This is a genomic window from Acidovorax sp. LjRoot74, assembly GCF_964254355.1.
In the GTDB taxonomy this organism is placed as follows: domain Bacteria; phylum Pseudomonadota; class Gammaproteobacteria; order Burkholderiales; family Burkholderiaceae_C; genus Acidovorax.
This window is the reverse complement of record NZ_CAXUTI020000001.1, coordinates 4,294,303-4,319,600: the sequence shown is the minus strand read 5'-3', so window position 1 is coordinate 4,319,600 and position 25,298 is coordinate 4,294,303. Positions and strand designations below refer to the sequence as shown.

The window sequence follows — 25,298 nt, the reverse complement described above, 5'->3', positions numbered from 1 at the left end:
CCCACCATGGAAATGCAAGCCAGCCGCACCCTTGCCGTGAGCCAGCAACAGGCCTGGGAGGCGCTCAACGACCCCGAGGTCCTCAAGCTGTGCATCCCCGGCTGCGACAAGATCGAGCCCACGGGTGACAACCAGTACGCCGTGGCCATGGCGCTCAAGATCGGGCCTGTGTCGGCCAAGTTCGCGGGCAAGATCACGCTGTCGGACATCGTGCCGCCCGAGAGCTACCACATCGCCTTTGATGGCTCGGGCGGCGTGGCGGGCTTTGGCAAGGGCAATGCCCAGGTCAAGCTGGTGCCATTGGCTGTGGACGGGGTGGGACAGACCGGCTGCGAGCTGCACTACACGGTGCACGCCACCGTGGGCGGCAAGATCGCCCAGCTGGGCCAGCGGCTGATCGACGGCGCCGCCAAGACCATGGCGGAAGACTTCTTCAAGCGCTTCGACGACGAGATGCAGCGCCGCTATCCGCGTGCCGAGGTTCCGCAAGCTGGTGCGTCGGATGCCGCGCAGGCCGAAGCTGTCAATCCACCGGGTGCGGGAGGCGATGCCATCCAGGGCGGGGGTATCCCTGCATGGGCGTGGGGTGTTGGCGCGGGGGCCCTGGTGTTGCTGGCTTGGTGGTTCAATCGCGGCTGAGTGATCCGGGTAGCCAGAGGAAGCGAGTCATGGAAAATTTGGACGTTGTGGTGCTGCGCACCTTGCAGGGCTGGCGTGCCGCCGGGCGCCGCGCGCTGCTGGCGACGGTGGTGCGCACCTGGGGCTCGTCGCCCCGGCCCGTGGGCTCCATCATGGCGCTGTGTGAGGATGGCGCTGTGGTGGGTTCGGTGTCTGGCGGGTGCATCGAGGACGACCTGATCGACCGCCACACCCGTGCCTATGCGCAGGCGGCTGCGGCAACGGCTGGCGGTGCCCACAGCATCCCCAGCGGACCGCCGTCTTTCGTCAAGTACGGCATCAGCGCCGATGAGGCCCACCGCTTTGGCCTGCCCTGTGGCGGCACGCTGGAGCTGCTGCTGGAATACGACCCGGACCCCGACAGCCTGGCAGCGCTGATTGCCGCGCTGGAGGTCGGGCGCCTGATGCGGCGCACGGTGCGCCTGTCCGATGGTGCCGTGACCCTGGCCCCCACCCAGGCGCCGGAAGAACTGGCGGTGGATGCGGCGCAGCTCACCAATACCTTCGGGCCCGAGTACCGCATGCTGCTCATCGGCGCCGGGCAGCTCACCGAGTACCTGGCCACCATGGCCTTGTTCAACGGTTTTGCTGTGACGGTGTGCGACCCGCGCGAGGAATACCGGGGCAGCTGGAGCGTGCCTGGCGCCAGAGTGGTGAGCGACATGCCCGACGACGTGGTGCAGGCCTTCAAGCCCGACCGCCGCAGCTGCGTGGTGGCGCTCACGCACGACCCCAAGCTCGACGACCTGGCGCTGCTGGAGGCGCTGAACACCGAGGCGTTCTACGTGGGCGGCATCGGCTCGCGCCGCAACAACGAGGCGCGCCGGGCGCGCATGATCGAACACTTCGAGCAGACCGAGGCCAGCCTGGCACGCCTGCGCGGGCCGATTGGCATCTACATCGGCAGCAAGACGCCACCCGAGATCGCGGTGAGTGTGATGGCCGAGATCCTGGCCGTGAAGAACGGTGTGGCCCTGCCGCGCGATGTGGAAGTGGCACGGGCCAAGAACGAGCGGGAGCAAGCGCACAACGACCCCGGCGCGCTGGTGTGCGGGGTGCGGTAGCTCCGGGCTTCAGTGTCAGTGCTGCACTGGTGGCTTCTGCGCCCGCGCCTGCAGCTGCCGCCGCACATGCCTGAGTAACCCTTCGCAGGCGTCTTCCACCAGGTCCAGCACCTCCTCAAAGCCCTGGCTGCCGCCGTAGTACGGGTCGGGCACCACCGGGCTGTCGAAGCGCAGGCAAAACTCGGTCAGGCGCCGCAGCTTGTGGGCATGCTCTGGTGGGCACTGGTCTTGGGCCAAGGCCAGGTTGTCCCAGTCCATCGCCAGGATCAGGTCGTGGCGGGCGAAGTCGGCATCTGTGATCTGGCGTGCTCGCAGGTCCGACAGGTCATAGCCGCGCTGTACCGCGTGGCGCTGGGTGCGGTGATCTGGCGCTTCGCCCGGGTGGTAATTGTGGGTACCCGCCGAGTCCACCTGCACCTGGTTTGCCAAGCCACTGTGAATCATCTTGTGCCGGAACACGCCGTGGGCCGTGGGGCTGCGGCAGATGTTGCCCATGCACACAAAAAGCACCGAATAGGTGGCGATGCGGTCCTGCATGTCTTTGACCCAGGCAGTGTTCAGGCCGATCAGGCAGATATGACCACCGGGCCACCTTTGGCGATGCCGCGCTGGTAGGCGGGGCGAGCTTCCATGCGCAGCTTATAGGCCAGCAAGTGGGGGCTGGCGCTGGTGTCGTTGGCGCGGGACAACAGGGCCTCCACGGCAAAGCTCATCTGGAAGTCGGCCATGGTGAGGTGCTCGCCCGCAAACCAGCGGTGGGTGGCCAGGTGCGCCTCGATGAAAGCCAGTGCGCCGTCCACATTGGGGTCGATGAGCTTCTTCTGTACCGTGCCGCACAACTGGCGCGCAATGGGTTTCACGAAGAAAGGCATGGGCTGGGTGGGGATGGTCATGAACACCAGCTTCATCACCAGCCAGTTCATGAGTGAGCCCTCGGCATAGTGCATCCAGAAGCGGCACTGGCGGTGTTCGGGCGTGCGCAGTGCAGGCTGCAGGTGGGCCAGGTCACCGCTGGCTTGGGCACCATAGGTCTCCACCAGGTATTCGATGATCGCGCCCGACTCGGCAATCACTTCGCCACCGTCGGTGATCACTGGCGATTTGCCCAGCGGGTGGATCTTCTTCAGCGCTGGCGGTGCCAGCTTGGTGGCCTTGTCGCGCTGGTAGATCTTGAGTTCATACGGCACCCCCAGTTCTTCCAGGAGCCAGAGAATGCGCTGCGATCGCGAGGTTTCGAGGTGGTGGAGGGTGATCATGGTGTGATCCTGTGCAGGTTATTGGAGCTGGGTGAGGAATGCGCGCAGCTTGCCCCAATGGTCCATGCAATGGGGGGGATCGGGCTGGGCGGCGGCGTTCTCCAGCTGGCGTGCCCGCACGCTCTGTGTGGGGTGCCCCAGGGTCAGCAACACCGTGGCCAGGCTGTGCGCCAGACGGCGCAGGGCGGGCCAGTCCTGTGCGGCGCAGGCCGCATCACCTTGCCGCACATCGTTGGGGAACTGCTGCAAGCAACTGGCGCGGTAGGCCTTGAACAGGAATTCGTCCCCCGCAAAGTGGGTGGCAATCGCTTCTGCCTCGGCCTGGGCCGTGGTTTCCGCATGGGCCGAGGTGCGGATGGTTCCGTCGGTAGGTTGGCTGGTTGGTGAGGGCGCGGGCAGCGCCAGGGCGTCGCGCACGCAGTCTTCCAGCTCCATCACCGAGGTGGGTTTGGACAACATGCGCCAGACCTTCATGGCGCTCAGCTGGTCGCGCACATCCGGCGTCAGGCCCGCGCTGAAAACGGCCACGGGGATGGGGTGGCCGGGGACTGGCTCATGCAGCAGCCGTTGCACCAGGTCAATGCCGGACTCTCCGGGCAGCATGAGGTCGGTGATGATGAGCCGGGTGTCGTGGGCCTGCAGCGCCTGCATGGCGTCGCGCACATTGGTACAGGTGACCAGCTCGATGGGAAGCTCTTCCAGGGCCAGTTGCACAAAGCGTGCAATGGAGGCGTCGTCTTCGACCAGCAGGACCCGGGGCGGATTCATGAAGGCACCTGGCCCGGTGGCAGGCAGGCCGCGAGGGCGGCGGGTAACTCGGCCACCAGCCGGGGCTTGTGGATCACTTTCACGCCCTGCAGGGCAAATGCATAGGGCTCGCGCTGCGATTCGTCCAGCGAGGTGACAACGATGAGGTGGCTGCGCGCAAACTGCGGGTGAGAACGCAGGGTGGTGATCAAGGTGGCCCCGTCGATGCCGGGCAGCAGGATGTCAACAATGAGCACATCCGGCTGGATCTGTCCGTACAGCGCCAGGCCCGTGATCCCGTCGTTGGCCACTTGCAGCGCCGCTGCCGGAAAGTGCTGCTTCACGATAAGCCCCAGCAGATTCTGGAAATGGACCGAGTCTTCAATCAGCAGGATCTGCGGTGTGTGTGCGGGCGCTGGAGCGGCAGCCGTCCTGGGGGGCACCGGGAGGGGGGCAACGGCAGCTGTAGATGCTGTGGGGGAGGGCGAGGGCGGAGTGCCGCCAGCTCCGGCTAGGCCGTGGGCGCTGGCCCAGCGTTCTACCGAGGCCCGGGATATCCGCCGGTGTCCGCCGGGGGTCTTCCAGGCCTCCAGTTCGTTGCGGTCCACCATCAGCTGGACCGAGCGCACGGCCATACCCAGGATCTTGGCGACTTCCAGTGTGGTGTAGTGATCCGGCACCTGGCGCTCCGGTGGATATTTGTCAGATTGCATAGATCCCGCATTTTGACGGTTTTTTCTGTTGAAGACCTCTTGTATTTGATAAAAATCATTGATATGATTCAATCAATCGCAAAAAATCACCTGAAGTCGCGTTTTTTTGCTCCCAATTGATTCATGTCCTGGAAAGGGGCCCGCTGTGAAGAAGATCCTCATCGTTGAAGACCATATGGATATCCGCAAGCTGCTCAAGATGACGCTGGAATTTGATGACTTCGAGATCCATGAAGCTGCCACCGGCGATGCCGGGTGGGTACTGGCCCGCGAACTGCAGCCCGACATCGTGCTGCTGGATGTGATGATGCCGGGCGCCTTGAATGGTCTGGATGTATGCCGTCGCATCAAATCCGATCCTGAGATGCGGCACACCAAGGTCATCATGCTCACGGCACGGGTGCAGTCCGAAGACAGGGCCGCAGGTTTCGTTGCCGGTGCGGATGACTACCTGATGAAGCCCTTCAGCACCTTGCAGGTCCTGGAGACGATCTACCGCATGGAGGCGGCACTGTGATGCTGGCCGCTCTTGTTGACCCTGCGCCCCAGACAGAAGAAGGGGTGCGCTGTTTCGACGAAGCCGCCGCAGCGCAGATGGAGCGTTTTGTGGACGACTTCGGCCGAATGTACCGCGAGCGCAACGAAGCCCTGCGCGAAGTCACCCGCGCTCACCACGAAGCCTTGTTGCACCTGTCAGCGGCAGCGGATCTCAAGGACGATGACACGGGCATACACATCGTGCGCATCGGCTACCTCGCAGAAGCGCTGGCTTTGGCGCTGGGGCAAACAGTGGGTTTTGCCCGCATGCTGCGCAAGGCAGCGCCTATGCACGATGTCGGCAAGATTGGCACACCCGACAGCGTGCTCAAGAAGCCAGGCAAGCTGAGCCCGGAAGAGCGCCAGATCATGAATGGCCACGCTGCCATGGGGGCAAAGATACTGGGGCGTTCGCGTATCCCCGTTTTTCGCATGGCGGCAGAGGTGGCGCTGACCCACCATGAGCGTTATGACGGGGCGGGGTATCCGGAGGGCCTCGCAGGGGATGCGATTCCGCTGGCAGGGCGCATCACCGCAGTGGTTGATTTTTTCGACGCGCTGACCATGGACCGTGTCTATCGCCCCGCCTTCAGTGTGGAAGACGCGTTGGAGATGCTGAAGGCAGAGCGGGGCCGTGCATTCGATCCCGCCGTAGTGGATGCCTTTCTGGAGCAGGCTGAGGCGATCAATGCACTGCGTTGCAAGATCACGCAAGAGTGCCCATCGTTCGATTCGCTGATCGACTCGCCCTAGCGAAACATGTGTGTTGAAAAGAGCCGGAACTGAAGGAACCCCTATGCTGATGTCTCGTGTGAATCGATGGAGCCTGGCTGCGGTGCTGGGGCTGGTTGTAGGCGCAAGCGGTGCTGCTGCGGGCCCGGTGCTGGACCGTGTACAGAGCCAGGCTGTGGTGAAGGTCTGCATCTGGCCTGACTACTATGGTGTGACCTATCGCCACCCCCGCACGCAGGAGCTGGTGGGCATCGACATTGAGTTGTCGGTCGAACTCGGGCGTGACCTCAAGGCCAAGGTGGAGTACGTGGAGTCCTCCTTTCCCACTCTGATGGACGACCTGGGGCAAGACCGGTGTGATGTGGCGATGTTTGCAGTGGGCATGCTGCCCCAGCGCATGGAGAAGCTGGCTTTTACCCAGCCCTACATGCGCAGCGATATCTACGCGATCACTACCAAAAGCAATGTCGTGGTCCGGCAGTGGTCTGACATCGACAAGCCTGGTGTCTTGGTCGCTGTGCAGGCAGGCACGTTCATGGAGCCCGTGATGGCCCAGCGCCTCAAGAGCGCCACGATGGTCAAGATCAAGCTGCCTGCCACGCGCGAACGTGAGCTGGTGGCGGGGCGTGTGGATGTGTTCATGACCGACTACCCCTACAGCCGGCGCTTGCTGGACAACGCGGACTGGGCCCGGCTGATCGAGTCGCCAGAGCCTTTTTTTGTGTTGCCCTACGGGTATGCGGTAAAGCAGGGGGACAGCGCCTGGTTGGCCACGGTGGATGCCTTTGTCTCGCGCATCAAGGCCGATGGCCGGTTGCTGCGTGCGGCAGGCCACCATGGCTTGAACACAATCGTGGTGCGTTGATATGGCGAATCCCCGTCCCCCGGCATCTCTGCGCACACGAATACAAGCCTGGGTTTCGAATACCAGCCACCTGGTGTTGATCACCGGGGGGCTGTCGGTGTTGGTCAGCGTGCTGGCTATCAGCGCCTTGGCGGTGAATGACTTTCGAGCCACGCGTGCCAACGATCTGGCCCATGCCGCCATGTTGGCGCGCATTCTCGAAGACCAGGCCACCCGCACAGTGGAGACCGCCGAGTTGGCCCTGGAGGCCTTGGCCAATGCACCGGCACTCGAATCTGCGGCGGCAGACCCCCGTCGCATGGAGGAGGCCTTGGGCCAGGCTCTGACGGGTTTGTCATTTCTGCGTGGCTTGGCGGTGGTGGATGTTGGCGGGAGGGTGATTGCCAGTACCCAAGGCGGTGACGCTGAAATATTCGTAGATATGCGCCGCTTGGGGGCCAAGGTCGCTATTGGACGCTCCGTGCTGGGGGGCTGGACGCCAGGTCGCAGTTTGCAGGGTATCCGTCTCCATGGTCCGGCGGTGCAGGCCCCTGCGGGGGTGGCTTTTGTGCCCATGCTGTACGGCTACAAAAACCAAGCCGGGCACGAGTTGGTCCTGGTGGCATTGTTCAACCCCGATTCGCTGTCGAATTTTCAGCATCTCACATTGGAGTCGGACAGCTTCAGCTCCGTGGTGGTCTCGTTCGACGGACAGATACTGGCTACCTCGGGAGCGGCAGCCGGACTCATGGGGACCCGCGTTCATCAGCGCATCCCTGTCTTCACGCAGTACCTGCCACGCCAGGAGTACGCCACTTACCGAGGCGCTGGAGTGCTGGGCGAGGACCAGTTGGTTGGTTTTCGCGCTTCGGGAACCAAGCCCTTGGTGGTCATAGTCGAGGAAGCCTCGCGCAGTGCGGTGCAGCGGTGGCTGGCTGAGTCCCGTGCGTTGCTGGGCATCGGAGTGGCACTGGTCCTCCTGGTCTTGGGGCTGACCTTTGCGGTCTGGCGCGGCGTTCGCACCCGGGAGATGGCGCGGCGCGCGATAGATGCCGCACACGCCCGTGTAGCCCAGAACGAGCGCGAACTCTCGGTGCTCATGCGCAGCGTGCAGGAGCTGATCTTTCGCACCGATGCCGCCGGGGTCATCACCTACGTGAACGCCCGCTGGACCGCTTTTACCGGCGGTGGCATGGGCAGTGCCATTGGCCGAAAGCTGCAGGAGATCGTGGAACCGCAAAGCCGCAACGACGTGCTCAAAGTACTGGACCCGCGCTCGGTCGAGGGCGTGCGGGCATGCCAGGTGCTGGCTCGTTTTGCGGAAGGCAAGGAAATGATGTTCCAGCTGGCTGTGGTGCCACTGCTGGCCGACGGCCGTGTGGCTGGCTTTGCAGGCAGCGCTGTGGACGTCACCGAGCGCTGGGTTGCGCAGCAGCAGTTGCAGGCACAGATCGTTTTTCAGGATTTGCTGGTGGAAACCAGCCCCCTGCCGATCTCCGTGACCGACGGGCAAGACCGTTTTGTGCGGGTCAACAAGGCCTGGGAGGAGTACAAGGGCAAGTCGCGCGACACGATGTTGGGGCGTGAGCTGGCCCAGTGCATCCCGCCTGACGAGGCCAAGGTGCACCAGTCCTCCAATACCCAACTGCTTCGCTGGGGAGGGCGGGCCTTGCTGGAGACACAGGTTCGCCATGGAGATGGGTCGCGGCGCGACACCCGGATCGCCAAGGCAGCGATTGAGGACGAACACGGTCGGGTGACTGGAGTACTCAGCATCCTGATGGATGTGAGCGAATTCCGCGAGGCCGAGCGTGCCACCCAGGAGGCGCGGGACGCAGCCGAAGAGGCGTCGCGGGCCAAGTCGGAGTTCGTCGCCAACATGAGCCACGAACTGCGTACACCGCTGCAGTCCATCCTGGGTTTTGCCGAGCTGGGTATGTTGCGTGGACGTTCCCAGCCCAAGCTGGTGGGGATGTTTGAAGACATCCATCAGGCGGGAAAGCGCATGCTGACGCTGGTGAACGACCTGCTGGAAGTCTCGAAGCTGGAGAGCACGGTGGGGACCTTCCACCTGGAGCGTATTGACCTGCGTGGTGTAGTGCGCCCGGTCATCCGCGAGCTGGAGCCCCTGTTGGAGCGCAGCCACTTGATGATGGATGTGGACATGTCCGATACGCCGCTGGTGGCCAAGGCCGATCCACTGCGTTTTCAGCAGGTGATTCGCAACGTGGTCGCCAACGCCATCAAGTTTTCGCCTCCGGGAAGCACGATCACGCTGCAGGGCTTCATGGACCCGCAGGGCCAGGCCCACGTGGTGGTGCAGGACGAGGGGCCAGGAATCCCGGAGTCCGAAATCGAAACTATTTTCGAGGCGTTTGTGCAGTCGAGCAAAACCAAGGATGGCTCGGGGGGCACCGGTCTGGGGCTGGCCATCTGCCGCAAGATCGTCGAGGCGATGGGGGGGCAGATTTATGCGCGCAACGTGCCGGCCAGTGGTGCGGCGTTCCACATCATCCTGCCAGCCCGAGGGCAGGCGGAAACCATGCCCGCACCCCTCGGACTGGAATAGTCGATCAGTGGCCATGCACCCACTTCCAAGCTTTTTTGCAGACGGATGGTCTGTCGGTGTTGCTCCTACCGGGGCCGACTAGGGGTAAACCGGTGCCGCTTGCCAGGACTCTTGTTCAGCATTCTTGCCGTACGGCAGAGTGATCCCGAAGGTAGCAGGCAATGGCCTGCAATACGCCAGTGAGATCGCGCTGCACGGTGCCGAACTGGGCGTTGCGCTCCCGGCTGGTTTCGTCCATGTAGATCGGTCGCCGGATTTCCACTTGCATGCTGTGCCGCTGGCGCCCGGGCTGGCCGATGTGGGCAATGAGCTGTACGCCTTTGTAGGGGTCGTTCCGGGCCACGGTGTACCCCCGGGCCTTGAGTTCCCGCTCCACCAGGTCCACGAACGCCGGTTCGCAGGTGGTGCCGTCGCGGTCGCCCAGCACGAAGTCAGCCAGTGGGTGGGTGTTCTGGATCTGCAACCGCTCGTAGGCGTTGTTGGGCATGGAGTGCAGGTTCAGGTGCCAGACGGCGCCGAACCGCGCATGGGTTTGTTCAATGGCGGTGGCGAGTGCCGTGTGGTAGGGCTGATAGCAGCGTGTGATGCGCCTCTGCACCTCGGCCACCGGGAGTTTGCGGGCATAGATGGGGGTGGTGGCGTTCACATTGCGCCAGATGAGGCCGTATCCCAGGCGGGTTTTCTCGCTGGGGGCGAGAGGGGTGGGCCAGGGCGCGTCCAGCAATTCCGGGTCCAGGTCGTCCAGTGTGCGGTTGGCATCGATGTAGCTGCGCGGGAAATGCGCCGCCAGCAAGGTGGCGCCCACATCCGGTGCGGCCTGCCAGAGGGCCTCCACATGCGTGTCCTCGGCAGCGCGCAGCAGCGCGCGCGGGACCGCGTGGCCGAAGTCATCCGGGTAGGTGGTGCCGCTGTGCGGGGAGTCGCAGACCAGTGGGATGGAGGGCGCCACTGGGGTCCGAAGGGTGAATGCAGATGACCCGCCGTGCAAGTGCTCCATGTTCATTCTGCAGCCAGCTTGGCGACCTTTGCCACACGTGCATAGCGGTCCAGCGCCTGCTGGATCTGCACACCAAACTGTGCGGGCGTGCCGGGAATCAACGTGGCGCCCGCCTCGTTCATCTTCTTGATGAAGTCGGGCTGTTTCATGGCGGCATGAATCGCCTGGTTGAGCCGGTTGACCACCGGGGCGGGCGTACCAGCCGGAGCTACCACGCCGAACCAGCCCCCCGAGCCCATTTCCTTGAAGCCCAGCTCGCCGTAAGTCGGCACGTCGGGCAGCAGGGCAGAGCGGCTCTCGGACAGCACTGCCAGGGCGCGCAAACGCCCTGACTTGATATGGGGCAGGGCCGAAGGCAGGTTGTCGGTGATGCCATCGACTTGGCCTGCCACGGCGTCGTTGAGCGCCATGCCTGCGCCCTTGTAGGGGACATGCAGAAGCCGGATCTGCGCCAGACTGGAGAAGTGTTCGACATTCGCGTGTCCCAGCGAGCCTGTGCCTGGCGAGCCGAAGGTGTACTTGTCGGGGTTGGCCCTGGCCAGCGCGATGAACTCCTGCATGGTCCTGGCGGGGAAGTTTGCGTGCACCGCGAACACGCTGGGCACGGTGGCCACATTGGAGATGGGGGCGAAGTCCTTCACAGCGTCGTATTTCATGCGGCTGCCGTAGGCCGCTGCGTTGGAGCCATGCGTGCTCATGGTGGCCATGCCCAGGGTGTAGCCATCGGCGCGTGATTTGGCCACCTGCTCCATGCCCAGTGACCCGCCGGCGCCCGCCTTGTTCTCCACCACGATGGGCTGGCCCAGTTCGCGGCTTGCAAACTCGGCAATCAGCCGTGCCGCCAGGTCTGTGGAGCCGCTGGGCGCGAAAGGAACGATCAGCTTGATGGGGCGGTCTGGGTAAGCTGCCTGCGCCTGGACTGCACCGCTCCATGGTGCGAGTGCCAGTGCCAGCAACGCAGCGCGCCGGGCAAGTGAGAAAGGGGTGTGGGTGGTGGCCATGGTGGTCGGATGGATGGATGACACGCCTAGTCTCTGGGGAACGGCCTGTACCGGCAAACGACAGTCTGGCACTCTCGCATTACCATTGGTCATACAAACAGTTGGCCGCCCACTGTTTTCCGTGTCTTTTCACATTCCGCCACACCATGCGCCTTCACTCGCCGTCCATGTCCGAGCTGCATGCTTTTGTCACGGTGGTGCGTACGGGCAGCTTCTCGCGGGCGGCTGAGGAGCTGTGCGTGACCCAGGGCGCCATCAGTCGCGCTGTGGCGCGCTTGGAGGGCCACTACGGCAAGGTGTTGCTGAGGCGCAGCGCGCACCAGATGGTGCTCACCCAGTCGGGAGCGCAGTTGCTGGAGGCTGTGCGGGAGCCCTTGGCCGCCATTGAAGCGGCCAGCGAGGCGCTGAGGGTTGGCCCCTCGCAGACCACCGAGCTGGTCCTGTCGGTGGTGCCGACGCTGGCCAGTGTGTGGCTGGTGCCTCGCCTGCCGGATTTTCAGGCGCGGCATCCGCAGGTGCGTGTGCGCTTTGTCCCCTATCGCAAGGACGAGGATTTTTCTGGTCCTACGCCGCATGCCGCCATCCTGACGGGCCTCGGGCCATCCCAGTGGCCTGCCTGGGAGTGCGACTACCTGATTGGCCGCGAAGTGGTGCCCGTGTGCCATCCTGCGCGGGCTGCCAGGCAGCGCTGGCAGCACCCCGCCGACCTGATGGCCGAATCCTTGCTTGCCCACTCCACTTCTCCCGGCAACTGGGCGCATTGGCTGCATGCCGCTGGGGCTGGTGAGGTGGTGCCCGAACTCTCGACGGTGTTCGACCAGGTTTCCATCCTGATCCAGGCGGCCATGGCCGATATGGGAGTGGCGCTGGTGCAGCGCTGCCTAGTGCGCGCTGAACTGGATGCGGGCCGTCTCGTCGCGCCGTTTGATCTGCCGATCACCTTGCCGCGCGGATACTTTCTGTGCAGCTTGCCCGGCCGCCATATGGCGGCGAGTCTGCCGGTCTTCCGCCAGTGGCTGCTGGAGATGGCGCGCGAGGATATTGCGTCCATGCCTTCCTAGCGCCGCGCTGGCGGAGTGGGCACACAAAGCAAAAAGCCCTCTCGCGAGGGCTTTTCTGCAAGGTGCCAGCTGCAGCCGGCCCATGGCACACGGGCGATCAGCCGCCCTTCTTGGAGCGCTTGCCAGGGTTCTTCTTGCTACGGGTTGCCACACCGCGCTCCAGGCTCACGCGCTGGCCACGGCCGGGGGTAGCCAGGGTGTAGCCAGGCACGGGCGTAGGGCGGGGGGTGCGCTTGCGGTCTGCTTCGGTGACGATCTTGTTGCCCATGGTAGGTCTCAAAGTTGGTGGAAAAGAGATGGATTTTAGGCCACAGCCGGGTTGCCAGACTTTCAAAGGTGTTTGGTGGGTGTTTTTGCAGTGCCCCTGGCACCACAAAACAGCCGCCCACCCCATGCCCTGGATGGCCGTTCCCTTGCCTGCTCCCTTCGGATCTGCTCGGGCACCGGCAAGCTCTCTGGTCAGGCAGGGATGGCAAGACGTGCCAGTACCTCGGCTTTGCCGCTGGGGTTGGCCCGCAGGATCAGCGCTTCGCCAGAGCTGGTGTTGGCGTTTGCCAGGTCGGACAGCACAAACATGTGGGTGAACCACACCTCAAAACGATTGGGCCGGGAGGACGCCACAGCCAGCGCGGCCCGTAGCTCATGCAGATGGGCAGCACTGGTGGTCTCCGGGCTGCCACGGGGTGACCCGAGCGCTGCCCAGACCTCTGGCGGCCCAAAGGCAAGGGTGGCGCTGTCCACGCAGCGGCACCAGGGGCTCGATAAGACCTTGCTCGGTTGAAGATTTCGCTGCTGAAACCATGCACCTACGCTGCGCGCCTGTGCCCGGCCTTCTTCGCTCAGATTGCGTTGGGTGCTGCAATCACCCAAACAGAATCCGGGGGGATCAAACGTGCCAGGGGCCAGCGAGTGGCGAAAGGCTGCCACCACCCCGCCTTTGCGCAACAAGGTTTCGGCATTGGCGTCTTGTGCCGCCCAACTGCGCAGGCTGGCGAAGGCCAGCCCTGCGCCCAGCACCGCCCTGCGGGCAACACGGGGCTCAGGTGGCTGGCTGGAAGGCATAGCCGTTGCCCGAAACCGCCATCCGGCCGAATGCCGGGAACGGGAAGTGGAAGCCGCCCAGCATGGCGTTGCTGGCGGTGATGCGCGCGAACACCTCGCGGCGTACCTTGCGGGCTGCCTCTGCATCCATGTCAAAAGTCACGGCCCAGTCGGGATTGCGGGCAAACAGTGCAGGCACGTTGGTGAGGTCGGCCACATAGAAGAAGTTCTGGCCTGCAGACTTCAGCTCGAACAGTGTGTGGCCCGGAGTGTGGCCGTAGGCGGCCACAGACTGGATGCCCGGCGCAACCTTGGTACCCGCTTCAAACCGCACCAGCTTGTCTGCAGGCATGCTGGCAAAGGTGCGGCGGGCGTTGTCGAATGCGCCTTTCATTCCCGCAGGGGCCGCCGCCATGCGGGCATCATCCATCCAGAAGGCGTGCTCGGCGGCGGGCACCATCACCTTGGCGTTGGGGAAGGTCCATTCGCCTGCCTTGTTGCGCAGGCCGTTGATGTGGTCGCCGTGGTAGTGGCTGATGAGGACGGTGTCGATATCAGAGGCCTGCATGCCTGCAGCGCGCAGGCTCTCCAGCAGCTTGCCGGTGGTGGGGCCGCCAAACTCCCCCAGGCCCGTGTCGATCAGGATCTTGCGCGCACCCGCTACCACCAGGAACGGGGTGTAAGGCACGTCGATATAGTCGGTGGGCAGGCTTTGCGACGCGAGCAGCGCGCGCACTTCAGCCAGCGGCGCGTTCTTCACAAACTCTTCTCCCAGCGGGCGGCGCGTGATGCCATCGTTCAGGGCAATCACCTCCACGTCGCCCACCTTCATGCGGCTGAAACTCGGGCTGGGCAGCGTGGGCATACCGAAATTGGGAGCGTTCTGCGCCCACGCGGGGACAAAGGAGCCCGCTGCGTAAACGGTGGTGGCCAGGCTTGCGCCCAGGAAGTGACGGCGTGACAGCATGAAACTCTCCGGTCTTGAGTTGAACTGATGAGTCGCAACTTTAGCGTTGTCAGAGAGACGATCACGCGCCGCTGCACTAACCTGTGCACAACGTGGGGCTTTTTGCCAGTAACTGGGGTTAACCCCTTGTTGAAGGCCTATTCAATTCCGAAGGCTTCGCGCAGTGCACTGCAAAAGGCCGGGGTTCCGCTGACTGTCAGGGTGATCGTGGTCCTGGTCGGTGCGGGGCTGCCTGCTGCAGCCCGCAGTGGCCCGGTGGCGCCGTCAAACGCCAACACCAGAGGTGTACTGACCTCCTGGACACCTTGCAGGTCGTATTGCCACTCGCCCCCGTCTTCTGAGGGGCCGCAGGCATCGGGCCAATGCTGGTGCGCCCAGGCCAGCACGGCGCTGATCTCGGCGTGCAACGCAGGAACCTGCGCGGGCGACACGCTCGCCATGGCATCAAAGGTGCCCACGCCTTCGGCATCTTCGCTGTAGTCAAAATCCAGGTAGTTCAGGTTCATGTTTTTCATTCAAGGTCATGCCCAGGTGCGGCCCAGCGCCTGGGCGGCTTCGCCCAGGCGGGGCACCAGTTGCAACGCCTGGGCCAGGGGCATGCGGGCTGCTGGCGCCTGCAGTGCGACGGCGCTGCGCACATGGCGCCGCCCGCCAGCCAGCACCGGCACGGCCACACAGACCAGGCCATCCACAAACTCTTCGGCGTCGGTGGCATAACCCTGCCGCAGGATTTGCTCCAGTTCGGCCTCCAGTGCGGCGCGGTCGGTCAAGGTGGTGGCCGTGTGGCGGGTCAGGGGCAGGCCATCCAGAATCGCCGCCCGGCGCGCGGCCGACAGGTGGGCCAGAAACAGCTTGCCGCTGGCCGAGCAGTGGATGGGCACCCGGGTGCCGGGCCGCAGCTCCATGCGCAGCGGAAAGGCCGATTCCACCCGGTCCAGGTAAATCACCTCGGCGCCGCTGAGCGCCGTGAGGTTGCAGCTCTCGCCGATGTCGGCCACCAACTGGCGCAGCACCGCGTGCCGCACGCCATGCTGGGTGCCTGCGCTGAGGGTGCTCTCGGCCAGGCGCAGCAGCCGGGGGGCGGGGGTGTAGCGGCGCCCGTCGGGCTCGCGGGCCAGCAAGCCGCCGCTTTCAAGCTGGCCCAGCATCCGGTGCACGCTGGGCTTGGGCCAGCCCGATGCATCGATGGCGTCCGCCAGGCTGAACGGCCGACCGTGCGCGCACATGATTTCCAGCAGTTCAAACAAACGCAGGCTGGGTGAAGGATTGGTCATAAATCCCGGAATTCGAGACGAATTCATAAAACATTTCGGGATTATTGAGCATTGTGGCTAAGCTGCAAACCAACATTTCACGGGGTGGTCATGGCGGCGACTTTTCAGAACGCGGTACTCACAGGCGCTTGTGGTGGCCTGGGCCAGGCCCTGGCGCGGGCGCTGATCGGCCATGGCGCCGCTGTGGCGCTGGTGGGGCTGGACAGGCCCAGCCTGCAGGCGCTGGCAGCGCTTGCGCCCGAGCGCTGTGCGGTGTACACGCCCGATGTGGCCGACAGCGCTGCGATGCAGGCCATGGCGGCCGATTGGATGGCGCGCGCTGGCACCCCCGACCTGGTGATTGCGAACGCGGGCGTGGCAGGTGGTTTTGACACCGCCGAAGCCGATGATCTGGCTGTGCTGCGCCGCATGCTGGAGATCAATCTGCTGGGCGCGGCCACCACCTTCCAGCCCTTTGTAAGAGCCATGCGCGAGGAGCGGCGCGGCGCACTGGTGGGTGTGGCCAGCATTGCGGGCTGGCGCGGCATGCCGGGCAACGGCGCCTATTGCGCGAGCAAGGGTGGGTTGATTCGCTATCTAGAGAGCCTGCGTGCCGAGCTGCGCAGCGATTCCATCGTGGTGAGCACGGTCAGCCCTGGCTATTTGCGCACTGCACTCACAGCGGGCAACCGGTTTGCCATGCCGGGCCTCATGGAGCCCGAAGCCGCTGCCCGGGCATTGCTCGCGGGCGTTGCGCAAGGCCGCTCCCACATCGTGCTGCCCGCGCGCATCGGTTGGTTGGCCCGCCTGCTGAACCTGTTGCCCGATGCGCTGCACGACCGTCTGCTGCTCGGCCAGCCGCGCAAGCCACGTGTGGGCGAGGCGGGGGCAACGGCCATACCAGGCCTGCTGCTGCCCGCAGAGACACCGATAAAGAACGAAAGCAAAAACGCATGACAACGGAGACAACACCCACTGTGACAGACACCCGCACCCAGATTGCCCTGATCGGCGCAGGCCCCAGCGGCCTCGCGGCCGCCCGCAACCTGCAAAAGCTGGGCTTGCCCTTCCAGGGCTTTGAAGCGCACACCGATGTGGGCGGCCTGTGGAACATCGAAAACCCGCGCAGCACGGTGTACGAATCCGCGCACCTGATCTCCAGCAAGCACACAACGGAGTTCAGCGAGTTCCCCATGCGTGCCGAGGTGGCCGACTATCCCAGCCACCGCGAGATGCGGCAGTACTTCATGGACTTCGCCGAGCACTTTGCCCTGCGCCCGCACTACCGGTTTGGAACCCGGGTGCTCAAGGTCGAGCCGGTGGGCGAGGGCGCCGCTCCGCTGTGGCGCATCACCTGGAGCCAGCAGGGCGGCCCTGCGCAAACCGCCGAATTCAAGGGCGTGGTGATCGCCAACGGCACGCTGGCCGAGCCCAACATGCCCCGTTTTGAAGGCCGGTTTGATGGCGAGCTGCTGCACACCAGCGCCTACAAAAGTGCCGAGCTGTTCAAGGGAAAACGGGTGCTGATTGTGGGCGCTGGCAATTCGGGTTGTGACATTGCCGTGGATGCCGTGCACTACGCGCGCAGCGTGGATCTGTCGGTGCGCCGGGGCTACTACTTCGTGCCCAAGTACGTGTTCGGCCAGCCTGCAGACACACTGGGTGGCAAGTTCAAGATGCCGCCCTGGCTCAAGCAGACAATCGACCGGGTGGTGCTGCAGTGGTTCACGGGCGACCCTGCGCGGTTTGGCCTGCCCAAGCCGGACTACAAAATGTACGAGTCCCACCCCGTGGTGAACTCGCTGGTGCTGCACCACCTGGGCCATGGCGACATCCATGTGAAGCCCGACATCGCCCGTTTGGACGGTCACACTGTGCACTTCAAGGACGGCCGCGCGCAGGACTACGACCTGGTGCTTTGCGCCACGGGCTACAAGTTGCACTATCCGTTCATCGACCACAACCTGCTCAACTGGCAGGGCATGGCGCCGCAGCTGTACCTCAACATCCTGTCGCCCCGCTTCGACAACCTGGCCGTGATGGGCATGATCGAGGCCAGCGGCATCGGCTGGCAGGGGCGCTATGAGCAGGCCGAGCTGGTGGCTCGCTTCTTCAAGGTGCAGGCCGATGGGTCGCCGCGTGCTGAGGCCCTGCGCCAGGCCAAGGCAGGGCCGCCGCCCGATCTGTCGGGTGGTTTCAAGTACCTGAAGCTCGAACGCATGGCGTACTACGTGCACAAGGACACCTACCGCAACGCGGTGCGTGCGGCCTCCGCCGCACTTGCCTGAAAGGACTGACGCCATGCTGCCTGTGGACGAAATACGCCTCAACTTCAACCCTGCATCGCTGGTGGTGCTCAACGTGGTGCTGGGTTTTCTCATGTTCGGCATCGCGCTCGATACGCGGGTGGCTGATTTCAAGCGCGTGCTGCGCATGCCCGGCGCCATGGCGGTGGGGATTGCCGCGCAGTTCATCGTGCTGCCTGCCGTGACCTTTGTGCTCACGCTGCTGCTCAAGCCCGGCCCCAGCATCGCGCTGGGCATGATCCTGGTCGCCTGCTGCCCCCCAGGCAATGTGAGCAACATCCTCACGCACCGGGCCGGGGGCAATGTGGCGCTGTCGGTGTCGATGACGGCCATCTCGAATGCCTTGGCCATTGTGCTCATGCCGCTCAACTTCGCGTTCTGGGGCGGCATGCACCCCACGGCGTCCACCCTCTTACGCAGCATTGCGCTCGATCCGCTGGAGATGGCGGGCCACATCGTGGCCATCATCGGCATCCCGTTTGTGCTGGGCATTCTGTGCGCCGAGAAGTTGCCGCGCTTCACGCAGCGCGTGCACAAGCCGGTGCGCATCCTGAGCTTCTTGTGCCTCATTGGCTTCATCGTGGGGGCTGTGGCGGGTAACTGGCGCTATTTCCTCGACTATGTGGGCCTGGTGCTGCTGGCCGTGGCGCTGCACGATGCGCTGGCCTTCGGCACGGGCTATGCCTGTGCGCGGGCGAGCGGCCTGTCCGACTATGACCGGCGTGCCGTGAGCATCGAGGTGGGCATCCGCAACGCGGGGCTGGGCCTGGTGCTGATCTTCAGCTTCTTCGGCGGCCTGGGTGGCATGGCCGTGGTGGCGGGCGTGTGGGGCTTCTGGGACATCATTGCGGGCCTCGCGCTCGCAGGCTGGTGGGGGCGGCGCCCGCCCGTGGTGCCGCACGCGGCAGCAGCGGGGCAGGAGGGCGGCGCATGAGTGCACGCATCCTGGTGACCGGTGCCGATGGCTTTCTGGGCCGCAGCGTGGTGGCGGCCCTGACGCGCGAAGGCGAAGGTGTACAGGCCATCGTGGCGGCCGATGTGCGCGACGTGCCGCCCGAGCGCCGCCTGCCCGGCGTGGCCTATGTGGTGCAGGACGTGCGCGACCCGGCGCTGGCCCAGACCTTGTCCGCGCACGCTATCGACAGCGTGGTGCACCTAGCCTCCATCGTCACGCCGGGCAAGGGCTCTAGCCGCGAATTCGAGTATTCAGTGGACGTGCTGGGCAGCCAGAACGTGCTCGATGCCTGTGTGGCCGTGGGCGTCCAACACCTGGTCGTCAGCTCCAGCGGCGCGGCTTATGGCTACCACGCGGACAACCCCGCGTGGCTGCGTGAGACGGACGCGCTGAGGGGCAACGAGGTTTTTGCCTATGCGCACCACAAGCGGTTGGTGGAGGAGATGCTGGCGCGCTACCGGGTGGAACACCCGGCGCTGGTGCAGACGGTGCTGCGCATCGGCACCATCCTGGGCGAGCGGGTGGACAACCAGATCACTGCCTTGTTCGAGAAGCCCCGCCTGCTGGCCATACGCGGCAGCGCCAGCCCGTTTGTCTTCATCTGGGACGAGGACGTGACCGGTGCCATCGTGCATGGGCTGCACACCCGCAAAGCGGGCTGTTTCAACCTGGCAGGTGATGGCGCGCTGCCGCTGAGGGACATCGCGCGGCGCCTGGGAAAACCTGTGCTGGAGCTGCCTGCGGGCTTGTTGCGCGCCGCGCTGGCCGTGGGCTCCGCGCTCGGCGTAAGCCGCTACGGGCCGGAGCAGCTCGATTTTCTGCGCTACCGCCCGGTGCTGCTCAACACTGCGCTCAAGGAGGTGCTGGGCTATGTGCCGGGCAAGACCAGCGCACAGGCCTTCGATGCCTTTGTGGCCGCCCGCACCCGGCAAGGGCGGCCCGTGGCTGCAGCGGCGCCTGGGGCGCCCGCATGACCACCACCGCGTTGAGCCGTGGTGACCTGCTGCGCGCATTGGCCGTGGTGGTCATCTGGGGGCTGAACTTTGTGGTGATGAAGCTCGGCCTGCAGGGGCTCAGCCCGATGCTGCTGGGGGCCCTGCGCTTCACCGCAGCCTCGCTCCCCTTTCTGCTGTTCGTGCCGCGTCCATCCCTGCCGTGGCGTTTTGTGCTGGGGTACGGGCTGGCGCAGGGGCTGGGGCAGTTTGGTTTTCTGTTCCTGGGCCTGCAACTGGGCATGACTGCCGGCATGGCCTCGGTGGTCATGCAGACGCAGGCATTTTTCACCTTGCTGTTGGCTGCACCCCTGTTGGGTGAGCGTGCCAAGCCCTGGCAATGGGCGGGGCTTACACTGGCGTTCGGAGGGCTCATGACCATCGGCCTGGCGCACGGTGAAGGACCGGGGCAGATGACGCTGGCCGGGTTTGTGCTCACGCTGGGGGCCGCGTTCATGTGGGCAGTGTCCAACCTGGTGGTGCGCCGGGCGGCACAGGCCGGGGCCTATGCGCCGTTCCCCTTTATTGTGTGGAGCAGCCTGGTGCCCATCATGCCGTTTTTTGCCCTGGCGGTGTGGAGCGAAGGGCTGAGCGGCGTAGCGGCGCAGCTGCAGGCCGTCAACGGCACGGCGCTGCTGGCCGTGGGCTACCTGGCCTTCCTGGCCACCTTGCTGGCGTACACACTGTGGACCCAGTTACTGCAGCGCCATGCGGCGGGGCGGGTGACGCCGTTTTCACTGTTGGTGCCTGTGGTGGGCTTGTGGGCGGCCTATGCCTTTTTAGGGGAAACCCCCGCACCGCTGCAGTGGGCGGGCGCGGCGGCCGTGCTGTGTGGTCTGGTGGTGAACCAGGCTGGTGGCTGGTGGTGGGCGCGCCGCGCTTCAGGTTCCTAGTGTGGTGTCTCAAAAATAAATTGAATTATTTTGAGTCATGGCTATCGAAGTGGTTTCCGTATAGGAGACTACGCCGATGGCCCACCCCGGACGCCCCGCCACGAAGCTGCAGATCACCGACGCTGAGCGCGCAGAGCTCAAGGCCCGGTTGCGCGTGCGCAAAGCGCCTGAAGACGAGAAGTTGCGCATGCGAATCGTGCTGGGCTGCGCGGATGGGGAGTCGGGCACTGTGATTGCCCAGCGCTTGCATACGACGGTGCAAACCGTCTCCAAATGGCGGCGGCGCTACCAGGCGTACCGTCTGGCTGGTTTGACCGATGCGCCGCGCGCAGGCCGCCCGCGCAGCGTGGGCGACGAGCAGATTCAGCTAATCGTGGATAAGGTTCGCCAGAGCACACCTGACAATGCCACGCACTGGAGCGTGCGCCAGATGAGCCGGCAAACGGGCGTATCACCAGCGACGGTGCAGCGCATCTGGCATGCGTTTGGTCTGAAGCCGCACCTGCAGGAAACCTTCAAGCTGTCCACTGACCCTCATTTCGTTGACAAGGTGCGTGATGTTGTGGGGCTGTATATGGCGCCGCCTGATCGTGCCCTTGTGCTGTGCGTGGACGAGAAGAGCCAGATCCAGGCTCTTGATCGCACACAGCCTGGTCTACCACTGACCTTCGGCAAGCCGACCACGCGCACGCACGACTACAAACGCCATGGGACAACCTCCCTGTTCGCAGCGCTGGATGTGGCCACTGGCAAGGTGATTGGGCAACTCAAGCGCCGTCACCGCAGCGTGGAATTCCTGCAGTTCCTCAAAGTCATCAATGCGGCGGTACCAGGCGAACAAGATATCCATCTGATCATGGACAACTACGGTACGCACAAGACGCAGGCAGTACGCGCCTGGCTAGCCGCCCATCCCCGCTATTACGTTCACTTCACGCCGACCTCCGCGTCGTGGCTCAATCTGGTCGAGCGCTTCTTCAGTCAGATCAGCGAGAGGTGGATCAAGCGTAGCGCCCACACCAGCATCGGCGAGTTGGAGCAAGCCATACGGCAATACATTGATCGCCACAACCAGGATCCAAAGCCATTTGTTTGGCACAAAAGTGCCGACACTATCTTGGCATCTGTCGCTCGTGCCGCGAATGCAATTATTTGATGCTTACTTCTGAGACACCACACTAGGGACCCTCTGCACGAATCACCGCGCCGTGTGCATTTGCGGACTCGGGCGGCCTGCGGCGTTGCAAATACTCGCAATAGCTAAGGCTATTGCTGCGTTTTGCGCCTTGCAGTCTATCCCGATCCGCAACGCTCACTTTCCGCTCGGTTCGTGCAGAGGATCCCTAGAATCCCCGCTTTTGCTATCACGGAGGCAGGGTGGCTGAGCGCGTTTTTTTGCAGGTCGATGGACTGCGGTTTTCTTATCCCGAGTGTGCCGTGCTGGACGGGCTGTCTCTGGCATGGCCCGCAGGGCTGGCGCTGGTGCGGGGCGATGAAAGCAGTGGCAAGACCACGCTGCTGCGCCTGCTGGCCGGGGAGCTTGCCGCGCAGGCCGGGCGCATCTTGCTGCAGGGTACGGGCCCGGCCGAAACCCCTAAGGCGTATGCGCAAAAAGTTTTCTGGGCCGACCCCCGCGCGGGTGACCTGGACTCGTTCACCGCCCGGGGCTGGCTGGAGGGACTGCCCACCCGTTATCCGCTGTGGGATGCCGCCGCGCTGGCTGCACACACCGAGGGGTTCACGCTGCAAGAGCACCTGGACAAACCGTTTTATGCGCTGTCCACCGGCAGCAAGCGCAAGGTGCTCATGGCCGGTGCCCTGGCCTCGGGCGCGCCCCTGACCCTGATCGACGAGCCCGTGGGCGGGCTGGACAAACCCTCTATCCGCTACCTGGCGCAAGCCCTGGCGTCGGAGGCATCCCGGCAGGACCGCCTGACGGTGGTGGCGCACTATGAGGCCCTGGCGGATGTGCCCTGGAGTACGGTGGTGGATTTGGTGCGGCCCTGACAAGCTATGAACGGGCCTGTCGTGCCCGTTCATCCTTTCAAAACATATTCTGGATTTTCGGGGGCTTCTGCTGCCTGGGTCGCAGGGTGGGGAAGACTGCCGTAGACTGTCCTGTCCCCCCGTTGTCTCCCATTTCTGCCGCAAGGACTGCCCCATGGATGCGCTGCTATTTGTTCCGGTCGCCATCGCTATTTCGCTCACCCCTGGGCCCAACAACTTCTGTGGTCTGAACAACGGCATCCGCGCAGGTGTGGGCCCTGCCATGATCGCGACGGTGGGCCGCGCAGCGGCTTTTGCGATCTTTCTCACGGTGTCTGCGGTGGGGCTGGGTGCGATGCTGCTGGCGTCCGAAGCGGCGTTCACGGCGGTGAAATGGGTGGGCGCAGCCTACCTGTTCTGGTTGGGCTGGCGTGCTTGGCACAGCCGTGAGTTCAGCGGCCTGGCGCTGGAAGATGCGCCCGGCAGTGGCTCGTCATCGGGCCAGCCGGCGCAGGTCAATCTGCGGGCCCTCATCACCCAGGAATTCCTGCTGGGTATTACCAACCCCAAGGCCATCATCCTGTTTGCGGCGATTTTTCCGCAGTTCATCGACCCGGCGCAGCCTGCAGCGCGCCAGTTCCTGGTGCTGGGCTCCATCTACCTGGGCAGCGAATTTGTCTCTACCGCCGTGTACGCCAGCTTTGGCCGGCAGATCCGCCGCTTCATCCGCACCTCGCGCGGTGTCGCGCGGCTGAACAAGGCCACGGGCGGTTTCTTCATGGGTGCTGGTGGCCTGCTGCTGGCCACCAACCGCTGATCCCCCATGCGGGGCGGGGGGGGCGTTTGTGTCCCCGGTAAACCCCGCCCAAAGCCCGCGTAAATCCTCGGTAAAGGGGGGCTGCTTGGCGGCAATCCCCGGGGCTGCGCTGGCTACCATAGCCCCTTGCCCATTCACCGTTGCGCCTGACCATGCCCCTGATCCGTTCGTTTGCCCGTCCGCAGCGGTCTGCTGTATCGCAGTCCGGCAAGCTGCGGCTGTTGCCCTCTGTGCTGTTGGCGGCCCTGCTCGTGGGCGCTGTGGGGGGCGGTGCCTGGTGGTGGAAGCAGCGCCAGGATGCGGCCGCTGTCGCCACGGCCGACGCCGGTGGCCCAGGTTCCACAGCACGCAAGCCTGCGGGCGGCCCAGGCCGGTTTGGCGGCGGTGGCGTCCAGCCCGTGTCGGTGGGCACGGTGCAGCGGGGCGATGTGCGGGTGGTGGTCAGCGCCATCGGCACCATGAGCGCCCGCGCCACGGCCGTGGTGCGTGCCAAAGTCAGTGGTGAGTTGACGTCGGTGCGCTTCAAGGAGGGTGACGAGGTGCGCGCAGGCCAGGTGCTGGCCGAGATCGATGCGCGCAGCTACCAGGCCGCACTGTCGCAGGCCCAGGGCACCTTGCAGCGCGACCAGGCGCTGCTCAAGAATGCGCAGCTCGACCTCAAGCGCTACCAGGACCTGCTGGCGCGCGACTCCATCGCCAGCCAGCAGGTGGACACCCAGGCCGCACTTGTGCGGCAGCTGGAAGGCACCGTGGCCTCGGACCAGGCGCAGGTCGATGCCGCACGCCTGCAACTGAGCTACACCCAGGTCACCGCGCCGTTTGCCGGCCGGCTGGGCCTGCGCCAGGCCGACAAGGGCAATGTGGTGGGGCCGAGCGATGCCAATGGGATCGTCACCATCAACCAGGTGCGCCCCATGGACGCAGCGTTTTCCGTGCCCGAGGCGCACCTGCCCCAGATGCGCCGCCGCCTGGCCGCCGGTGAGGAACTGCCTGTGGAGCTGTGGGACCGCGACGCGCGCCGCCAACTGGCCAAGGGGCGCGTGGTGGCGCTGGACAACGCCATCGATACAGCCACGGGCACCATCAAGGTGAAGGCGGCCTTTGCCAATGAGGACGGCGCGCTGTACCCCAACCAGTTCGTCAATGTGCGCCTGCAGGTCAATCTGCTCGAATCCGTGCTCACCGTGCCTGCCACGGCTGTGCAGAACAACTACGTGTACTTGGTGCAGGAAGACAGCACCGTGACCCAGCGCCGCATCCGCGTGGGCGTGACCGATGGCGACCGCGTGAGCATTGAAGGCGAGCTGCGCGAGGGCGAGCAGGTGGTCACGGACGGCATCGACCGCCTGCGCGAAGGCGCCAAGGTTGCTGTGATCGATGCCGGTGCGGTGACCCGTGCCGACCAGGCGGCCCAGGACCAGGCTGCGCAGCGCCGTGCCTTCATCGCATCCCTGCCACCCGATGTGCGTGAAAAGCTGCAGAAGATGAGCCCCGAAGAACGCCGCGCCTTCCTGCGCGAGCGGCGTGCGCAGATGGGTGCGAGCGGCGCAACTGCGCCGGCATCGGCGGCCTCTGCTGCTTCTGCTTCTGCTCCGCAGGCCTCTGCAGCGCCACAACAGCGGCGCAGTGAAGCCCCAGCCCGCGCCGCTGCACCGCAAGCATCCCCTGGCGCTGCACCACCTGCCGCCTCAGCAGTGCCTGCAGACCGGGCCTCTGAACCTCCACGGGGCATTCCTCCGCAGGTGAAGGCACTGCTGGACCAGATGCCCGCCGACGAGCGTGCCCGCGTGATGGCAATGCCGCAGGAGGAGCGCCGTGCCTACATCCGCGAGCGGCTGCAGCAGCCGCCGTCCCCCGGTGGCACGGCCAGCCCGGCGCGCTGAGCGCAG

Annotated in this window: 27 protein-coding genes; 16 read left to right on the top strand and 11 right to left on the bottom strand. The window is 64.8% G+C overall.

Features of this window, described 5'->3' with window-relative positions; all coding sequences use genetic code 11:
* Positions 1-6: 6 nt before the first annotated feature.
* Positions 7-639, top strand: a complete 633-nt coding sequence (locus ACSQ3O_RS20595; RefSeq protein ID WP_137745245.1) for a CoxG family protein — start codon at positions 7-9, stop codon at positions 637-639.
* Positions 640-668: 29 nt separating this feature from the next.
* Positions 669-1,742, top strand: coding sequence for an XdhC family protein (locus tag ACSQ3O_RS20590; protein WP_436140297.1), 1,074 nt, complete (start codon positions 669-671; stop codon positions 1,740-1,742).
* Between the two features lie 15 nt (positions 1,743-1,757).
* On the opposite strand, the gene ACSQ3O_RS20585 is transcribed toward ACSQ3O_RS20590, so the two are convergent.
* The 4 genes from ACSQ3O_RS20585 to ACSQ3O_RS20570 are packed head-to-tail and all read right to left on the bottom strand — an operon-like array spanning position 1,758 to position 4,458.
* Positions 1,758-2,279 (bottom strand): low molecular weight protein-tyrosine-phosphatase, encoded by a 522-nt coding sequence (locus tag ACSQ3O_RS20585; protein WP_436140296.1) that lies wholly within the window; start codon positions 2,277-2,279, stop codon positions 1,758-1,760.
* Positions 2,280-2,308: 29 nt separating this feature from the next.
* Positions 2,309-2,998 carry a glutathione S-transferase family protein gene (locus tag ACSQ3O_RS20580; protein ID WP_436140295.1) on the bottom strand — a complete coding sequence of 230 codons (690 nt, stop codon included), beginning with the start codon at positions 2,996-2,998 and terminating at the stop codon, positions 2,309-2,311.
* Between the two features lie 18 nt (positions 2,999-3,016).
* A complete protein-coding gene (locus tag ACSQ3O_RS20575) occupies positions 3,017-3,766 on the bottom strand; it encodes an Hpt domain-containing response regulator (protein WP_436140294.1) in 750 nt (249 codons plus the stop codon).
* Positions 3,763-4,458: a response regulator gene (locus ACSQ3O_RS20570; protein ID WP_298456246.1), complete on the bottom strand. Its 696-nt coding sequence runs from the start codon at positions 4,456-4,458 to the stop codon at positions 3,763-3,765. The genes ACSQ3O_RS20575 and ACSQ3O_RS20570 overlap by 4 nt, the downstream gene beginning before the upstream one ends.
* Positions 4,459-4,603: 145 nt before the next feature.
* On the opposite strand from ACSQ3O_RS20570, the gene ACSQ3O_RS20565 reads away from it, so the two are divergent.
* The 4 genes from ACSQ3O_RS20565 to ACSQ3O_RS20550 all read left to right on the top strand — a co-directional run bounded on the left by ACSQ3O_RS20565 (position 4,604) and on the right by ACSQ3O_RS20550 (position 9,140).
* Positions 4,604-4,975, top strand: coding sequence for a response regulator transcription factor (locus tag ACSQ3O_RS20565; RefSeq protein WP_137745240.1), 372 nt, complete (start codon positions 4,604-4,606; stop codon positions 4,973-4,975).
* Entirely contained in the window at positions 4,975-5,748 is a 774-nt protein-coding gene (locus tag ACSQ3O_RS20560; protein ID WP_436140293.1) for an HD-GYP domain-containing protein, read from the top strand. Before ACSQ3O_RS20565 ends, ACSQ3O_RS20560 begins: the two co-directional genes overlap by 1 nt.
* A 49-nt stretch (positions 5,749-5,797) precedes the next feature.
* Positions 5,798-6,592 carry an ABC transporter substrate-binding protein gene (locus ACSQ3O_RS20555; protein WP_436141154.1) on the top strand — a complete coding sequence of 265 codons (795 nt, stop codon included), beginning with the start codon at positions 5,798-5,800 and terminating at the stop codon, positions 6,590-6,592.
* A 73-nt stretch (positions 6,593-6,665) separates the two neighbouring features.
* Positions 6,666-9,140, top strand: a complete 2,475-nt coding sequence (locus ACSQ3O_RS20550) for a PAS domain S-box protein (protein WP_436140292.1) — start codon at positions 6,666-6,668, stop codon at positions 9,138-9,140.
* Positions 9,141-9,255: 115 nt separating this feature from the next.
* Here the strand turns inward: ACSQ3O_RS20550 and ACSQ3O_RS20545 are convergent, their stop codons facing one another.
* Together ACSQ3O_RS20545 and ACSQ3O_RS20540 are read right to left on the bottom strand one after the other, a co-directional pair.
* Positions 9,256-10,137 carry an N-formylglutamate amidohydrolase gene (locus ACSQ3O_RS20545; RefSeq protein ID WP_137745236.1) on the bottom strand — a complete coding sequence of 294 codons (882 nt, stop codon included), beginning with the start codon at positions 10,135-10,137 and terminating at the stop codon, positions 9,256-9,258.
* 2 nt (positions 10,138-10,139) lie between these two features.
* Complete coding sequence (locus ACSQ3O_RS20540) at positions 10,140-11,138, bottom strand: tripartite tricarboxylate transporter substrate binding protein BugE (protein WP_137745235.1); 999 nt, start codon at positions 11,136-11,138, stop codon at positions 10,140-10,142.
* 146 nt (positions 11,139-11,284) lie between these two features.
* On the opposite strand from ACSQ3O_RS20540, the gene ACSQ3O_RS20535 reads away from it, so the two are divergent.
* Entirely contained in the window at positions 11,285-12,199 is a 915-nt protein-coding gene (locus ACSQ3O_RS20535; protein ID WP_298456230.1) for a LysR substrate-binding domain-containing protein, read from the top strand.
* A gap of 97 nt (positions 12,200-12,296) precedes the next feature.
* Here ACSQ3O_RS20535 and ACSQ3O_RS20530 read toward each other — a convergent pair whose 3' ends face one another.
* From ACSQ3O_RS20530 to ACSQ3O_RS20510, 5 genes are all read right to left on the bottom strand, one after another.
* On the bottom strand, positions 12,297-12,467 hold the full coding sequence (locus ACSQ3O_RS20530; RefSeq protein WP_162995995.1) for a hypothetical protein: 171 nt from the start codon (positions 12,465-12,467) through the stop codon (positions 12,297-12,299).
* 191 nt (positions 12,468-12,658) lie between these two features.
* Entirely contained in the window at positions 12,659-12,940 is a 282-nt protein-coding gene (locus ACSQ3O_RS20525; RefSeq protein WP_436140291.1) for a hypothetical protein, read from the bottom strand.
* A 298-nt stretch (positions 12,941-13,238) separates the two neighbouring features.
* Positions 13,239-14,207 carry an MBL fold metallo-hydrolase gene (locus tag ACSQ3O_RS20520; RefSeq protein ID WP_436140290.1) on the bottom strand — a complete coding sequence of 323 codons (969 nt, stop codon included), beginning with the start codon at positions 14,205-14,207 and terminating at the stop codon, positions 13,239-13,241.
* A gap of 137 nt (positions 14,208-14,344) precedes the next feature.
* A complete protein-coding gene (locus tag ACSQ3O_RS20515) occupies positions 14,345-14,713 on the bottom strand; it encodes a hypothetical protein (RefSeq protein WP_137745231.1) in 369 nt (122 codons plus the stop codon).
* 15 nt (positions 14,714-14,728) lie between these two features.
* Entirely contained in the window at positions 14,729-15,481 is a 753-nt protein-coding gene (locus ACSQ3O_RS20510) for an IclR family transcriptional regulator (protein ID WP_137745230.1), read from the bottom strand.
* Positions 15,482-15,571: 90 nt separating this feature from the next.
* Here ACSQ3O_RS20510 and ACSQ3O_RS20505 point away from each other — a divergent pair, with 90 nt between their 5' ends.
* From ACSQ3O_RS20505 to ACSQ3O_RS20465, 9 genes are all read left to right on the top strand, one after another.
* On the top strand, positions 15,572-16,417 hold the full coding sequence (locus ACSQ3O_RS20505) for an SDR family oxidoreductase (RefSeq protein WP_298456216.1): 846 nt from the start codon (positions 15,572-15,574) through the stop codon (positions 16,415-16,417).
* A 20-nt stretch (positions 16,418-16,437) separates the two neighbouring features.
* Complete coding sequence (locus ACSQ3O_RS20500; RefSeq protein WP_436140289.1) at positions 16,438-17,748, top strand: flavin-containing monooxygenase; 1,311 nt, start codon at positions 16,438-16,440, stop codon at positions 17,746-17,748.
* 13 nt (positions 17,749-17,761) lie between these two features.
* On the top strand, positions 17,762-18,700 hold the full coding sequence (locus ACSQ3O_RS20495) for a bile acid:sodium symporter family protein (protein WP_298456211.1): 939 nt from the start codon (positions 17,762-17,764) through the stop codon (positions 18,698-18,700).
* Positions 18,697-19,695: an SDR family oxidoreductase gene (locus ACSQ3O_RS20490; RefSeq protein WP_436140288.1), complete on the top strand. Its 999-nt coding sequence runs from the start codon at positions 18,697-18,699 to the stop codon at positions 19,693-19,695. The genes ACSQ3O_RS20495 and ACSQ3O_RS20490 overlap by 4 nt, the downstream gene beginning before the upstream one ends.
* The gene (locus ACSQ3O_RS20485; protein ID WP_137745225.1) at positions 19,692-20,606 is read left to right on the top strand and encodes an EamA family transporter; all 915 of its coding nucleotides are present in this window, start codon (positions 19,692-19,694) and stop codon (positions 20,604-20,606) included. The genes ACSQ3O_RS20490 and ACSQ3O_RS20485 overlap by 4 nt, the downstream gene beginning before the upstream one ends.
* 76 nt (positions 20,607-20,682) lie before the next feature.
* On the top strand, positions 20,683-21,762 hold the full coding sequence (locus ACSQ3O_RS20480) for an IS630 family transposase (protein WP_436140287.1): 1,080 nt from the start codon (positions 20,683-20,685) through the stop codon (positions 21,760-21,762).
* Between the two features lie 221 nt (positions 21,763-21,983).
* Entirely contained in the window at positions 21,984-22,613 is a 630-nt protein-coding gene (locus ACSQ3O_RS20475) for an ABC transporter ATP-binding protein (RefSeq protein ID WP_436140286.1), read from the top strand.
* A gap of 154 nt (positions 22,614-22,767) precedes the next feature.
* Positions 22,768-23,409 (top strand): LysE family translocator, encoded by a 642-nt coding sequence (locus ACSQ3O_RS20470; protein WP_137745223.1) that lies wholly within the window; start codon positions 22,768-22,770, stop codon positions 23,407-23,409.
* Between the two features lie 152 nt (positions 23,410-23,561).
* On the top strand, positions 23,562-25,292 hold the full coding sequence (locus ACSQ3O_RS20465) for an efflux RND transporter periplasmic adaptor subunit (RefSeq protein WP_436140285.1): 1,731 nt from the start codon (positions 23,562-23,564) through the stop codon (positions 25,290-25,292).
* Positions 25,293-25,298: the final 6 nt, after the last annotated feature.